This is a genomic window from Pseudomonas sp. FSL W7-0098, assembly GCF_005930585.1.
In the GTDB taxonomy this organism is placed as follows: Bacteria; Pseudomonadota; Gammaproteobacteria; order Pseudomonadales; family Pseudomonadaceae; genus Aquipseudomonas; species Aquipseudomonas bubulae.
This window is the reverse complement of sequence record NZ_RXHW01000006.1, coordinates 298,574-312,761: the sequence shown is the minus strand read 5'-3', so window position 1 is coordinate 312,761 and position 14,188 is coordinate 298,574. Positions and strand designations below refer to the sequence as shown.

General features: G+C 58.2%; 13 protein-coding genes, 1 tRNA gene and 1 pseudogene. 12 read left to right on the top strand and 3 right to left on the bottom strand.

The window, feature by feature from the left end:
* Positions 1 to 32 precede the first annotated feature (32 nt).
* Positions 33 to 1,397 (bottom strand): ArnT family glycosyltransferase, encoded by a 1,365-nt coding sequence (locus tag FHL07_RS14040; RefSeq protein ID WP_138738606.1) that lies wholly within the window; start codon positions 1,395 to 1,397, stop codon positions 33 to 35.
* 349 nt (positions 1,398 to 1,746) lie between these two features.
* Positions 1,747 to 1,823: transfer RNA gene (locus tag FHL07_RS14035), tRNA-Met, on the bottom strand.
* Positions 1,824 to 1,995: 172 nt separating this feature from the next.
* Between FHL07_RS14035 and FHL07_RS14030 the strand changes: the two genes are divergently transcribed.
* Entirely contained in the window at positions 1,996 to 3,213 is a 1,218-nt protein-coding gene (locus FHL07_RS14030; protein ID WP_095003198.1) for an MFS transporter, read from the top strand.
* A gap of 80 nt (positions 3,214 to 3,293) precedes the next feature.
* On the opposite strand, the gene FHL07_RS14025 is transcribed toward FHL07_RS14030, so the two are convergent.
* Positions 3,294 to 3,818, bottom strand: a complete 525-nt coding sequence (locus tag FHL07_RS14025) for an RNA polymerase sigma factor (protein WP_095019668.1) — start codon at positions 3,816 to 3,818, stop codon at positions 3,294 to 3,296.
* Positions 3,819 to 4,148: 330 nt separating this feature from the next.
* Here FHL07_RS14025 and sctW point away from each other — a divergent pair, with 330 nt between their 5' ends.
* From sctW to sctU, 11 genes and pseudogenes are all read left to right on the top strand, one after another.
* On the top strand, positions 4,149 to 5,180 hold the full coding sequence (sctW, locus tag FHL07_RS14020) for a type III secretion system gatekeeper subunit SctW (RefSeq protein WP_138738605.1): 1,032 nt from the start codon (positions 4,149 to 4,151) through the stop codon (positions 5,178 to 5,180).
* Positions 5,177 to 7,270, top strand: a complete 2,094-nt coding sequence (gene sctV, locus FHL07_RS14015; RefSeq protein WP_138738604.1) for a type III secretion system export apparatus subunit SctV — start codon at positions 5,177 to 5,179, stop codon at positions 7,268 to 7,270. Before sctW ends, sctV begins: the two co-directional genes overlap by 4 nt.
* A gap of 35 nt (positions 7,271 to 7,305) precedes the next feature.
* Positions 7,306 to 8,223, top strand: a complete 918-nt coding sequence (locus FHL07_RS14010; RefSeq protein ID WP_238705546.1) for an FHA domain-containing protein — start codon at positions 7,306 to 7,308, stop codon at positions 8,221 to 8,223.
* Positions 8,220 to 9,577 (top strand): annotated as a pseudogene (locus FHL07_RS14005) (FliI/YscN family ATPase). Before FHL07_RS14010 ends, FHL07_RS14005 begins: the two are co-directional and overlap by 4 nt.
* Positions 9,564 to 10,010 carry a YscO family type III secretion system apparatus protein gene (locus FHL07_RS14000; protein ID WP_138738603.1) on the top strand — a complete coding sequence of 149 codons (447 nt, stop codon included), beginning with the start codon at positions 9,564 to 9,566 and terminating at the stop codon, positions 10,008 to 10,010. The pseudogene FHL07_RS14005 and the gene FHL07_RS14000 overlap by 14 nt, the downstream one beginning before the upstream one ends.
* Complete coding sequence (locus FHL07_RS13995) at positions 9,989 to 10,375, top strand: type III secretion system HrpP C-terminal domain-containing protein (RefSeq protein WP_169916765.1); 387 nt, start codon at positions 9,989 to 9,991, stop codon at positions 10,373 to 10,375. Before FHL07_RS14000 ends, FHL07_RS13995 begins: the two co-directional genes overlap by 22 nt.
* Positions 10,375 to 11,364 carry a FliM/FliN family flagellar motor switch protein gene (locus FHL07_RS13990; RefSeq protein WP_138738602.1) on the top strand — a complete coding sequence of 330 codons (990 nt, stop codon included), beginning with the start codon at positions 10,375 to 10,377 and terminating at the stop codon, positions 11,362 to 11,364. The genes FHL07_RS13995 and FHL07_RS13990 overlap by 1 nt, the downstream gene beginning before the upstream one ends.
* Positions 11,361 to 12,014, top strand: a complete 654-nt coding sequence (sctR, locus tag FHL07_RS13985; protein ID WP_095003191.1) for a type III secretion system export apparatus subunit SctR — start codon at positions 11,361 to 11,363, stop codon at positions 12,012 to 12,014. The genes FHL07_RS13990 and sctR overlap by 4 nt, the downstream gene beginning before the upstream one ends.
* A 7-nt stretch (positions 12,015 to 12,021) precedes the next feature.
* A complete protein-coding gene (gene sctS / locus FHL07_RS13980; protein WP_095003190.1) occupies positions 12,022 to 12,282 on the top strand; it encodes a type III secretion system export apparatus subunit SctS in 261 nt (86 codons plus the stop codon).
* Between the two features lie 12 nt (positions 12,283 to 12,294).
* Complete coding sequence (gene sctT / locus FHL07_RS13975) at positions 12,295 to 13,092, top strand: type III secretion system export apparatus subunit SctT (protein WP_095024938.1); 798 nt, start codon at positions 12,295 to 12,297, stop codon at positions 13,090 to 13,092.
* Positions 13,089 to 14,186: a type III secretion system export apparatus subunit SctU gene (sctU, locus tag FHL07_RS13970; RefSeq protein WP_095019661.1), complete on the top strand. Its 1,098-nt coding sequence runs from the start codon at positions 13,089 to 13,091 to the stop codon at positions 14,184 to 14,186. Before sctT ends, sctU begins: the two co-directional genes overlap by 4 nt.
* Positions 14,187 to 14,188: the final 2 nt, after the last annotated feature.

The following is a 14,188-nucleotide window of genomic DNA, read 5'->3' as shown; positions in this document are numbered from 1 at the left end:
GAATCCGTAATGGGTGACGTTGTGAGCGCGCGTCACCAAAACCAATAAGGCAGGAACTTGGGGGTCGGTTCATTGGCCAATTCCAGATGGTAGGTAATGGCGTTAAAGAAAAACATGTCCAGTACAAGAAAGGCCGTCGCCCCAAAAGAGAATGTCAAAAACTCGCGATGTGGATGTGAATAAAGGCGTGACTCCATCCAAGGGCGAGCCGCGGCAAGAATAATCAAGCCCGTCATTGCACCAAGGTAGTTCGGTTGAACAGGGGACGCCGCAAAGTGACTATAAATAAATGCAAACAGAAGCATCCCGAGGCCAATAACGGGTAGTCTCAAGCAGAACTTCAGCAGTTTGTCTCTGGTGTTGGCGAATCGTTGGCTTCGATCTACAAAGATATAGGCCGCTAACAAGGAAATCGCGGGTGTGATTGAAAGTATGTAACGCGCTTTCTTGGCACTTGGAATTGTCAGCAGTACGACCACGACAAGGAACCAGGCCGAGAGATACAAGAGCATGCTTGTCGACGGTAGAGGCGACGGTGCAAAAAAATCTTTGCCCTTTCTGATGATGACGTTCAAGGCAATAAAAACGGTTACACCGTAGGTCAGCAAGCCGGCAGAGAAGTAGAAGTAATAACGAGGTGCCTGGTTACTGTCAAATCGCCCCAGCCCTTGCTTGACCAACACCTCCTGCAAGAAAGCATGTCCACCTTGTGCGTAGGCAGCCGCTATCAGCAGCAAAAGGGCAGCGCCCAGGACCAGGCCGGCGAGCAGGCAGAACACAACGAGCCTGCGCCATTGCCGGCTCAGCAGGTAATAAGAGGCGACTACACTGGCTGGGACGATCAGGCCAACAGGGCCACGGAATGCAAAGCCCAGCGCCAGGGCTGCGAGTATAAGCAGCAATCGGGATGTTTGTTTATGCTCGTCTCCTGCACAGGCCAGATAAAAACATATCACGGTAAAAAGTGCAGGGTATATATCCATTGATAAGGAGTTTACGCCGTCCAGAAATGACCAGGTGAATAGCGCGAACACAACACCATATGCGCCCCATTTCTTTTCCTGCCGTTCACCCAGCTTGTATATGAATACCAGTGTCAAGGCGGCAGCAATACAAAAAGGCGTCGCCAGTGAGAGAAGGGATACTTGGCCAAATGGCAGTGAAATCAGATAAACGAGGAGCGTATGGGTCACTGTGTAGTCGGGATAGGGCTGCAGGTCATCAGAGATTGGAAAAAGCGTCAATCCGTTCTGGAACATATAGTGGGCGAAGTCGACGAAGCGTGTTGTGTAATTGAGCACTGCGGGCCTGTATTGCAGGGCGGTAAATAGGAAAAAAGACATTATAAAAATAACGGAGCAGGGGTATTTAAAAGTGACGTCTTTAAGTGCCTTCATATAAGCGGCTCTCCAAAAACGCGCAGGCTAGCATTGTTTTTTTTAGGTAACCCAGATTTAAAAAGTAAATATTTATTATATTAAAAGTGTCAGGGAATAGTGGGGCTACCTGTCCATTTCAGATCATGGGCTGCGAACAGGTGTGAAGCAGACTGATTCGGATCGGTCATGACGTAAGGGGGGAGGCGATTTCTGGACGCAGTTGCCAGGTTATTGGCCGAGGGCTCGCAGGATGCGACGGGGATATTTGGGAGGAGACAATAAGAAACCCCCAGACACAAGAAAGCCCGCACTAGGCGGGCTTCTTGTACTGTCTGCAGACTCATGGAGACTTCTGTAAACAAGCGTTTGGTGGCTACACAGGGACTTGAACCCCGGACCCCAGCATTATGAATGCTATGCTCTAACCAACTGAGCTATGTAGCCGATGGCGCGCATTATTCCCTCGTACGGGGGGTGTGTCAAGCAAATATCTAAAAAAAATCTTCGTTCTATCAATTGCTTAAGGTTTTACGGCGTTTGCATGGAAAGATCTTGTAAAAGAATGGCACATTGACGGATCTGCAAGCGCGCATTCACCTGTCGTACGGAAACCCAAATGGCTCTTAGCAACGCTCAAACAACTACAATCGCGTCCCCTCCAGCCCCTCAGTCAAGCCCATTGGTCATGCGCATTATCGGCGCCGTGGCCCTGGCGCATCTGATCAATGACCTGATCCAGGCCGTACTGCCGTCGATCTACCCGATGCTCAAGGCCAAATATGACCTGACCTTTACTCAGATCGGACTGATAACCCTGACGTTTCAGATGACCGCTTCGCTATTGCAGCCGTGGGTGGGTTACTACACCGACCGTCATCCCAATCCGCTTTTGTTGCCTGCCGGGATGGTTTGCACCCTGATCGGGATTTTGATGTTGTCTCAGGTCGGCAGTTTTCCGCTGATTTTGCTGGCCGCCGCCCTGGTGGGTATTGGCTCTTCTACGTTTCACCCCGAAGCTTCCCGTGTAGCGAGGCTTGCTTCGGGCGGGCGCTACGGGCTTGCGCAATCGACCTTCCAGGTAGGTGGCAATGCCGGCTCGGCCTTTGGCCCGTTGTTGGCTGCGGCCATCATCATTCCCTTCGGTCAGGGTAACGTGGCCTGGTTCGGCCTGTTTGCCCTGTTCGCCGTTGGACTGCTGTATGTCATCAGTCGCTGGTACCGCAACCATTTGAATCTGTTCAAGCTCAAGGCCGGGCAGCAGGCGACTCATGGGTTGTCGAAGCAGCGGGTGCTCGGTGCCCTGGCGGTGCTCGGCTTGCTGGTGTTCTCCAAGTACTTCTACATGGCGAGTCTGACCAGCTACTACACCTTCTTTCTGATCGAAAAGTTCGACGTGTCCGTGTCCACCTCGCAGTTGTACCTGTTCCTGTTCCTGGGCGCAGTTGCGGCGGGCACGTTCTTTGGCGGCCCCATCGGTGACCGTATCGGCCGCAAGGCGGTGATCTGGTTTTCAATTCTCGGGGTGGCGCCGTTTACCTTGCTGCTGCCCTATGCCGACCTGTTCTGGACCAGTGTGCTCAGCGTGATCATCGGTTTTATCCTGGCGTCGGCATTCTCGGCCATTGTGGTGTATGCCCAGGAGCTGGTGCCGGGCAATGTGGGGATGATTGCCGGTATCTTCTTCGGCCTGATGTTTGGTTTTGGCGGGATTGGTGCGGCCTTGCTCGGGCATTTGGCGGACATTCATGGCATCGAGTATGTGTACACCCTGTGCTCTTACCTGCCGTTGTTCGGCGTGCTGGCGATTTTGCTGCCGCGAACGAAAAAAGTCTGAGTCGGTAGTGGGGGCCATTCCCTGGCCTTGCTCCGGGCGTGCCCTCAATCATGGACCCCTCTGAGCATCCGTGGCGGGCACTAGCAGTGGGTGGCCATCTTGAGTTGTTCGCGAGCTCGCGAGATGCGTGAGCGAACTGTCCCTATAGGGATTTCCAGAGCGCTGGCGGTGTCGCGATAACTGCTGCCGCTTTGCACCGATGCATACAACGTGTCGCGCATTTCGATGGGCAGCCGGTTGAAGGCAATCAGCGTGAGCTCAAGCCTGCGGTGAGTCTCAAATTGACCATACAGGTCGGGGCTGTGGTCCTGCTCATGGCACTGCGTCTCGTCGAACTCGCAATGCACCGGCCTTGCGTGCAACCGACGAAAATGATTGCGAATGAGGTTCTGGGCAATGCCGCACATCCATGTGCTGAGCGTTGCCTGGCCGTTGAAGCGTGCTTTGCTGCGCCACGCCTCCAGGCAGGTCAACTGAAAAATATCCTCTGCATCTTCGGGGTTCAGTACGCGCTTGTGGATAAACGCTTTAAGCTTTTTTTGAAGTTCAGTCGACAGATCCAGAAAATCGGGGGCAGGGGGGGAAGCCTTATCAAGGTGATCCATTTTTTATCCTCAGGGTGAGTGCTATCGAAAATGGTTTCGACAAGGACCTCCCAAGCATCGCCTGTGCCAATTTGCGGATCGAATATAGCCATCTGATTTATATGAGCTTTACAGGTTTTTAACAGGCGCGGTTGTGCCGGATCTTGCGTAGCGGACCTTGTGCGTGCGCCAGTTTTTTCAAAAACATGCCAATGCTACTGCCAGGGAACCGCTTGCCTGTGATCAACCACACAGGTCAATGAAACCTCCTGACTTGGCAGCGCTATGAAAGTTGAAGGGCGAAACGACACCGCGCAGATCCTGCTCTCTTCTCGGAGCGTTGGGGGGCAGATGCCCCAGTCTTCTGCGCAAAGTGCCGCTGAAGAGGTTGGCATGTTGTTCAGCCAGAAAGCCGAAAGCAGCAGCAAGGCATTGGCTCAGCGCGTGCTGCGCACGGTAGATAACCGGGTGCAGAAGGTTGAGGGTATCCAGCAGTTAAACGAGCTCTATGAGCAACTGGGGCATCCCGCTCAGCTCAGCCTGGGGCTGCTGACCCGGCACGTTCGTCTGGCACTGGCGTCAGACTCAGGGGTCGAAGCCTTGCTGGCGTTGACCGGCGACGACCCGGCCCGCACCAGTGTTGTCTTGCAGTACATGGTTGCTCAGGCCCGGGCACAAGGGCGTGAAGGTGATATCGAGCGGGTGCAGAAGGTTCAGGCACAGTTGCATACCCGCTATGACCGGCAAATTCAGGCGGGCCTGAATATTGCGCTGGCGCTGGCAGCAGCCGAAGGCGATGCCGCGCTGCGCCAGGCTGTTCGCACGCTGTATTACTCCAGTGTGGTGCGCAAACAATCACTGCCGAGCATTATCCAGGCCTTGCTGGCTTTATTCGATGAAGAGAGGGTCAACGACGGGTTGCGCGTGATGGCGCGCGCGCTGGCGGATGATATCGCCGCCCACCGGCCCTCGGTGCCGAGCATCAGGCTGCGTACTCTGTTGAGCGGGCTTCAAGGCTGCACCCAGTTGAGCAGCCTTTTGCACAGTTGCCGGTGGTTTATTGAGCGATTGTCATCCCGCGAACGGCAGGCCGAACTGTCGCCAGTCTGCCTGTTGCAACGTCTGCTGGGGTATGCGGGCACGGGCATCGATAGCGATGAGGTGCAAAGCCTGAGTCGTGAGTTGGGTGGCGAAAACCTTTCCAGTCAACTGGTCTTGCTCAATCAAGTTTATCCGTTGATTCAGCGTCTCCCGTTGGCCGTTTGGAGTGACCCTGCAAGCCGTCAGGACGCATTGCAGTCTTTTTTGAGCTTGATGGGTGAACACACTCAGAGCGAAGGTATCGTCCAGCTGTCGGCAGGGCTGACGAGACCGATTCGATGAGGCTCGTCAAATGGCTCAGTGAAGGCCCTGGCAGGGTGGCAAGCCCGGGCGAAGTGCTCGGGGCCGTGGCAGTGCTGGGCATTGTTTTTATCTTTATCGTGCCCTTGCCGACCTGGCTGGTGGATGTGCTGATCGCGCTCAATATGTGCCTGGCCAGCCTGTTGATCGTGCTGGCGCTTTATCTGCCCAACCCTTTGGCATTTTCCACATTTCCTGCACTTTTGCTGCTGACCACGATGTTTCGTCTGGCGTTGTCGATTGCCACGACCCGCCTGATCCTGCTGGAGCAGGATGCGGGCGAGATCGTCGAGGCCTTTGGCAACTTTGTGGTGGGGGGGAATCTGGCGGTGGGGCTGGTGATTTTTCTGATCATCACCATCGTCAATTTCCTGGTGATTACCAAGGGTTCGGAACGTGTCGCTGAAGTGGCGGCGCGCTTTAGCCTGGATGCGCTGCCGGGCAAGCAGATGTCCATCGACAGTGACCTGCGTGGCGGGTTGATCGATGGTGCACAGGCCCGATACAAGCGTGACCAGTTGTCCCGGGAAAGCCAGATGTTCGGTGCCATGGATGGCGCCATGAAGTTTGTCAAAGGAGACGCCATCGCAGGCCTGGTGATTGTGCTGATCAATATCCTCGGCGGGTTTTCCACGGGGGTAGTGCAACACGGGATGAGTGCTGGCGAGGCCATCACGCTGTATTCGGTATTGACCATCGGTGATGGTCTGATCGCGCAAATTCCGGCGCTGTTGATTGCCTTGACCGCGGGGATGATCATCACCCGTGTCGCCCCCGACGACCAATCGCCAGGCAGCCATGTCGGGGCACAAATCGGCCAGCAGATAACCCGTGAACCCAAGAGCTGGATGATCGCATCGGCGGCCATGCTGGCCTTCGCCGCCCTGCCGGGAATGCCCGCCCCGGTGTTTGGCTTGATTGCCCTGTGTACGTTTGCGCCGGGTTTTTACTGGTGGTCGCGAAGCCGCAAGGCTGAGGCGTTGGAGCCGGCGCAAGCAGTGCAGGTGGCCCCTGAACACAACGGCGACGAAGATCTGAGAGTGTTTGATCCGACACGCCCGTATCTGCTGCAGTTCGCCAGTGCCCATCAAAGCCTGGAGCTTACTGAGCGGCTGATTCACGGGATTCGTCAGGTGCGCAACAGTATCGTCACCCGTATCGGGGTGACACTTCCCAGTTTTGAAATCGAATACAGCGACATGCTGCCCGAGGATGAGTTTCGCTTTTGTGTTCACGAAGTGCCCACGCTCAAGGCGACTTTTGATGAACGACGGGCCGTGGCACGGGACAGTGTCACGGATGCTCCTCAGAGTGCTCTCAGAGGCAGCGAGCAAAGAGATGAACGGGACTGGCTATGGCTGAACCCCGGTGATCCGCTGCTGGCCCGGGAGGGCGTCGAGTCGTTCAGTGCCCATGCCTTGATTGTTGAGCGCATGCGTCAAGCCATGATGATCAGCGGGCCGCAATTTTTGGGGTTGCAGGAGAGCAAGTCGATTCTCGGCTGGCTTGAGCAAAGCCAGCCTGAGCTGGTTCAAGAGTTGCAGCGGATCATGCCGCTGTCCCGGTTCTCTGCCGTTCTGCAGCGCCTGGCCAGTGAAGGCGTACCCCTGCGGGCGGTACGCCTGATTGTCGAAGTGCTGACCGAACATGGCCAGCACGAGCGCGAAGTGTCAGCGCTGGCGGACTATGCGCGGATTGCCCTGAAGTCGCAGATCTATCATCTGTACAGTCAGGCTGACGGTCTGCATGCCTGGCTGTTGTCTGCCCATAGCGAAAACCTTTTTCGCGAGGCATTGCGCCAAACCCAAGCGGGCGTGTTCTTTGCCCTGGACAATGAGCACAGTACGCAACTTGTGGCGCTGCTCAAGGAGGCTTTTGCACCGCGCAAGTGCGACGCAAGCGTATTGCTGGTGGCGCAGGATCTGCGCAGCCCGTTGCGCACGCTGTTGTTCGATGAATTCAACCATGTGCCGGTCATGTCTTTCGCCGAGTTGACCGGCTCGGCCAAGGTCAAGGTGCTCGGGCGTCTTGATCTGCAATTCGACGGTGTGCTGCGCGAGGCCGTGTCTTGAGTCCGGGGCATGGCTTACCTGATGGCGCAACCGTGGTGTTCGATTTGCAGCAGCCTGGCCAGCTGTTCGAGTTGCGAGTGCTGAGCGGTTTGCATGAGGGGGCTGCACTGCCTTTGTTCGGTGAGTGCTGGAGCATCGGTGCCCATCAAGATGCCGACCTGGAGTTGTACGACCCTGGCGTTGAAACCAGGCATGCCCGGTTGCACTGTGTGGACGGGCGCTGGACAGTGCAGGCGCAGGAAGGTCTCTTGCAGGATGAAACCGGCACTGCCCGGGCACAGATTGCCGATCTGGCTGCGGGTAAGGCGTTTGCCATTGGCGGGATACGCTTGTGCATCGCCAATACGCAAAGTGCCTGGGTGGATGAGCTGGCAGAAGTAACCAGGGTGCAGAGCGAAACGGCCGCCGCGCGCTCGGGCATGGTGCCTGCGCGCCGCCCTGGCAAGTGGCTGGCGCTGGCCCTGAGCGTGTCGGTGCTGATATTGGCGGCACAAGCCTGTCAGCCTTCAAACACGGCACAGGCACTTTCTCCGAAGCCATTGGCTGTCAGTGACAGGCGTCAGCTTGCAACAACGCATCAGGTCCATCAGCAATTACTCAAGATGTTGATCGAGCGTGATCTGGACAACGCCATCCGGCTGCAGGTGGTTGATGAGCAAATCATCCTGGGCGGTGATGTCGGCAAGGACTCGCTGGCACTGGTCTCGCGGATGCTCGATCGCTTCGAGGCGCAATTTGAAACGCCGGTTGCGATCATTAATCAGGTCCAGGAAATCAGCACGGCACTGCCCTTCAGGATCGTCCAGATAATCGGTGGCCAAAAGGCCCATGTTGTACTGGAAGACGGGCGTCGGCTGTTTTTTGGTGACGAAGCGCAGGGTGTGCGCCTGACTGCGATCGACAACCGCCGAGTGCTGTTTGAAGGCGCGCAGCGCTATGAGGTGAGCTGGTGAACGGCACGATTGCTGAGCGCCTTGAGCGCTGGCGGCAACGCCAGTTCACGCACCTGGCGGGTTTTTCACCGGTAACCCTGAGCGGTCGGCTCCTGCGGATCAATGGCATGCTGCTGCAATGCTGCCTGCCCCAGGCCCGCATTGGCGAGCTGTGCCGGGTTCAGGCAGGGAGCAACGCATGGATACTGGCAGAGGTCATCGCCTGTGATCAGCAGGACGCCACCCTCAGTGCTTTGGCGAGCCTCGAAGGTATAAGCGCAGGAGCGGCCGTTGAACGCTTGGGGGCTGTGCATCAGGTTCGCGTCGGCAATGATCTGCTGGGGCAAGTGCTCGACGGGTTTGGCCGACCGCTTGCCGGGGGCGACGGGGGGGCTTTTCCTGGAGGCCTTGTGAGGAGGCCAATGCAGTTGTATGCGAAGCCCCCTTGCCCACTCAGAGGCCGCGCATCGGTCGCGCTTTGCCAACAGGGGTACGGGCCATCGACGGGTTGTTGACCCTGGGTGAGGGCCAGCGGGTCGGGCTGTTTGCCGGTGCCGGTTGTGGCAAGACCACCCTGCTGGCCGAAATCGCCCGCAACGTCGAGTGCGATGTGATCGTGTTTGGCCTGGTTGGCGAGCGCGGTCGCGAGCTGCGTGAGTTTCTTGACCATGAGCTGGATGAGGGGCTGCGGGGCAAAGCCGTGCTGGTGTGCGCAACCTCTGATCGCACAAGCATGGAGCGTGCGCGGGCAGCCTTTACCGCAACTGCTCTGGCCGAAGGTTTCCGACGCAAAGGCCGGCGGGTTTTATTGTTGATCGACTCATTGACGCGCTTTGCCCGCGCTCAGCGGGAAATCGGTCTGGCCGCTGGCGAACCCTTGGGCAGAGGCGGGTTGCCGCCCTCGGTTTACAGCCTGTTGCCACGTCTGGTAGAGCGCGCAGGCCTGACTCGCGAGGGGTCTATCACCGCGATCTATACCGTACTCATCGAGCAGGACTCCATGGGCGATCCGGTAGCCGATGAGGTTCGATCCTTGCTGGACGGGCACATTGTGTTGTCCCGCAAACTGGCAGAGCGCGGTCACTATCCGGCGATAGATGTGCTGGGCAGCCTGTCACGGATCCTGAGCAATGTGGCTGCGCCAGAACATATGCAAAACATGGCCGCGTTCAGGCGATTGCTGAGCGCGCATCAGCAGATCGAACTGCTGCTCAGGCTGGGTGAGTACCAGGCGGGCAACGATGCCCTGACCGACCTGGCCGTCGAGAGCCGCCAGCGTGTGGAGGCCTTTTTGCGTCAGGACTTGCGCGAGCCTGCAACGTTTCAGGAAACCCTGGAGCACTTGAGCGAGTTGACTGCCCATGTGCCCTTCTGAAAACCGCCCGCCTGCCACCGAGCCCTTGCGGCGCCTGCGCCAACATCGGGCCGATCGGGCTGAGCATTTGTTGCACATCAAACGTATGGAGCTGCGAGCCCTTGGCCTGAACATTGAGCAGGCCCGTTCGGCGGTTGAGCAGGCCAGGCAAAACGAAAACCGGCAGCAAACCGAACTGACCGGCCGGTACCAGGGGCAGGTGGTGTCGCCCAGGACCCTGTCGGGCTGGGACGAGTCACAGCGCCAGTGGGCGGCTCAAACAGCGCAGCAGGCAAGTGCCTTGCAAGCGCTGCTCGAGCAGCAGCGCGTGGTTGCGATCCATGTCGAGAGTGCCCGCCAGTACGCGGGTGAATGCCAGAGAAAGGTCGAAAAACTTCTGGAATTGTCGATGTTGCTGGCAGAGGAGGCGGGATGGCCGAGTCATCAGGAGTAAACCCGGTGCCGTTGCCATTGGCCCGGTATCTGCCTGCCGCCCCGGCGCGCGCAGCCGACTGCAAACTGTTTGCAGACAGCCTGGCAGGCGCGGATAGGGGCTTGGCACAGGTGTTGTCCGAGGCACTGATGCCCCGTGCACCGGGGGCAGGGCCATGGCCAGTGCAATTTGTGCTGCATCTGGCACATCGCGGGCGGGTCAGTGTCAGCGCCCGTTATGAACATCATGGCTGGCTGATCATTTTAAAGGCGCAGCAATCCGCCACCCGACAATGGCTCTCCCGTCAGCAGCAACCCTGTCAACGGCGTCTGGCCCGTGCCTTGGGGCAGGTCGTCAGGATCCGGTTACTGCAGGAGTGCCAGTGATGACGGTAGCGCCGATCACCTTGCCACAGCTGGACGCAACCACGGTCCAGGCCTGTTGGCGGTTGGGTCGTGGCCTGCGCTATTCATTTCAGGTCGCAGGCGAGCCCGGTGAGCTTTTGCTGGAACCGGGGCGGGCGCCAGGGGGTGGTGCGTGTGTCTCGTTCGAGAGCCGCTGCGGGGTCTTTACGCTCAGTGATGCAGGGCCCTTGCTTAGCCTGTTTGGCGAGTGCCCGGTGGTGCTGGCCGAGACCGGCAACGATCCCCAGTCATGGTTTTGGGCGCACTTTGAGCAGCGCATGAGTGCGCAGTTGAGGGCGCTTTTTGGCTATCTGCGGCCCCTTGCCGACAGGCAGGTGGGCGCATTCGAGTGCTGCCTCAGTGTAGTGCTGGGCCCATCGCGAAGTGTCGGCCGATTGATGCTGGCGGCCCACAGCCTGTTGGCGCTTTGCGAGGCGGGGCAATGGCAGGCAGTCAAGGCGCCGTTGCCCGATTGCTTTGCCGTGCCTGTGCCCGTGGTGCTTGGCTATCTGCCGTTGACGGTTGAGCAGTTGCGCAGGGTACGACCAGGCGACGTGCTGGTGCCGGAGCGCCTGTTGTTCAGCGGTGATGGCGTGGGGCAGTTGAGGATTGGGCGGTGGCGGATCACATCGCAAATTGATGATGAAGGCGGGCGTCGCTGCCTGACCGTGTGTGCTCTCGAGGAGTCGGCTGTGGAAGAGGTGATGTTTGCGGGTACGGACGTTGAACGGCATAAAGGCAATGAGCCGTTTGAAACCTTGCAGGTAGAGCTGAGCGTGCGCTGTGGCGCACTCAAGTTGAGCCTGGGTGAGCTGCGCCAGTTGGCCCCCGGCATGGTGTTGAGCATCGAGGGCTATGACACGGGCATGGCCGGGTTGTATTACGGCGACCGGCCGATCGGTCACGGGCAGTTGGTGGAGGTTGAGGGGCGCCTTGGCCTGCAACTGTCGCGCATCACTTTTTCGCAATGACCGTTCAAGGGATCGATCCCTTTCTGCTGGCGCTGTTTCTCGGCGGCCTGTCACTGATGCCCATGCTGCTGATGGTGTGCACCGCCTTCCTGAAAATCTGCATTGTGTTGATGATTACCCGCAACGCCATTGGTGTGCAGCAGGTGCCGCCGAGCATGGCCCTTTATGGAGTTGCCCTGGCTGCAACAATGTTTGTCATGGCACCGGTGGGGTATGAAACCGCCCAGGCCCTCAAGCAGACGCCGCTGGATATGAGCAGTGTGCAAGCCTTGCAGGAGAGCGGGGAGGAGGCAGTAAAGCCCTTGCGGGCCTTTATGGCACGCAACACTGCTCCCGATGTGCTGACCCATCTGCTGGATAACACTGCGCGTCTATGGCCTGCGCAACTGGCGCAAGAGGTCAAGCGTGACGACCTTATCCTGCTGGTACCGGCATTTGTGCTGTCGCAGCTACAGGCAGGGTTTGAAATCGGTTTTCTGATTTACATCCCCTTTATCGTGATCGACCTGATCGTCTCGAACCTGTTGCTGGCGCTGGGCATGCAGATGGTCTCGCCCATGACCCTTTCATTGCCGCTCAAGCTGTTGCTGTTTGTGCTGGTTTCGGGTTGGACACGTCTGCTCGACAGTCTGTTCCTGTCCTATCTGTGAGGCGTCCATGGAGCCGATTTTGCTGTTCAAGCAGGGCATGCTGCTGGTGGTGGTGCTGTCTGCGCCACCGCTGATCGTGGCTGTAGCGGTGGGTGTGCTGACCTCGCTGGTGCAGGCGCTGATGCAGGTACAGGACCAGACACTGCCCTTCGGCATCAAGCTGGTTGCAGTGGGCGTCACGTTGGCGCTGACGGGGCGCTGGATCGGGGTTGAACTGATTCAATTGATCAACCTCACCTTTGACATGGTCGCCCGCTCGGCGCTGTAGAGGGAACAGCCGATGGCCGCACAGATTGCGTTTCTCGAATACCTGCCCAGCCTCGCCATTGCGATGGCGCGCCTGTATCCCTGTTTTTTTCTGATCCCGGCATTCTGCTTCGAACATGTGCGCGGCATGCCCCGGCATGTCATCGTTTTTGCGCTGGCCCTGATACCTGCCCCGGGTATTTATCACGCCTTGTCGGGCGTGAATTACACCCTGCTGGCGCTCGGCGGTCTGATGCTCAAAGAGGCCATGCTGGGCTTTTTGCTGGGCATGCTGCTGTCCATGCCGTTCTGGCTGTTCGAGTCGGTAGGGGCTTTGCTCGATAACCAGCGTGGTGCCCTGATCGGCGGGCAGCTCAACCCTTCGCTGGGGGCGGATGCCACACCTGTCGGGCACCTGTTCAAGCAACTGAGCATTTTTTTGCTGATGGTCACCCTCGGGCTGGGCAGCTTGACCCGGGTGATCTGGGACAGCTACCTGATCTGGCCCCCCACGCTCTGGTTACCGACCATTGCTGCGGATGGTTTTGCCGTGTTTCTTTCTTTGCTCGGCGATACCTTCACGCATCTGCTGCTCTACGCCGCGCCCTTTATTGCGCTGTTGTTGTTGATCGAATTCGCTGTTGCCCTGTTGAGCCTCTACAGCCCGCAGTTGCAGGTATTTGTGCTGTCGATGCCGGCCAAAAGCCTGGCCGGCCTGGGCTTTCTGCTGCTCTACCTGCCACAACTGGAGGAGCTGATCGTGGGACGGATGAGTCTGCTGGGGGATCTTGGGCACGCACTGGGCCAGCTCTTCAAAGTAGGTGAGTCATGAGCGATTCGGGTGAGAAGAAATATGACGCCAGCCAGAAAAAACTGCAGGACCAGCGCAAAAAAGGCCAGGTTGCGCAAAGTCAGGACATCGCCAAACTGCTGACGCTGGCGGTTATCAGTGAGGTCGCCTTGATCACGGCTCAGAACAGCCTGCAGCGTTTTGGCCAATTGCTGATGCTGCCCGTTTCACTGGTCGGGCAACCCTTTGGTCATTCGCTGCAGGCCGTGTTCGTCGAGGCGGGTTACCTGTTTTTTGACTTCGCCTTGCTGATGACCGGCGTTGCAGTCTTGATGAAATTAATCAGCAGCTGGCTGCAATTCGGCTTTCTGTTTGCCCCTGAAGTCCTGATCCCGGACTTCAACCGGCTCAACCCGGTCAATCAGGCCCGGCAGATGTTTTCGGCCCAGTCACTGTTGACCCTGCTCACCGGCCTGATCAAGGCACTGCTGATCTGTGCGGTGCTTTACCGAGTGATCGGGCCTTCCCTGGGGGCGTTGGTCGGGTTGGTCAACGCTGACTTGCCGGGCTATATCGTCGCGCTGATCGCCTTGTTCCGGCATTTGCTGCATGTGTGCCTTGGCCTGCTGCTGGTGCTAGCAGTGGTTGACCTGGCGTTGCAGCGGTATTTTTTTGCCCGGCGCATGCGCATGACCCATGTCGAAGTGGTCAAGGAGTACAAGGGCATGGAAGGTGACCCACATACCAAGATGCTGCGTCGGGCACTGGCCCAGGAGCTGGCCCATGAAGAGCCTGTGGCCCCGACTCCGCCGTTGGAAGAGGCCGACATGCTGCTGATCAACCCTACGCATTTTGCCGTGGCGCTGTACTACCGGCCGCCACAGACGCCTTTGCCGACCGTGATTGCCAAGGGGGCTGATGCCCGGGCACGGCGAATGATCGACAGGGCACGGGCAGCAGATGTTCCGGTGATTCAGTGTGTGTGGCTGGCTCGCACGCTGTATGGCATCGAGACCGGGCATTGCATCAGCCGCGAGACCCTGCAGGCGGTTGCGCTGGTCTACCGCACTCTGCGAGAACTGGATGATGACGAGCGCCGTGAAGTCATCGAGTTGGCGGAACTTGAGCAACGCTGATC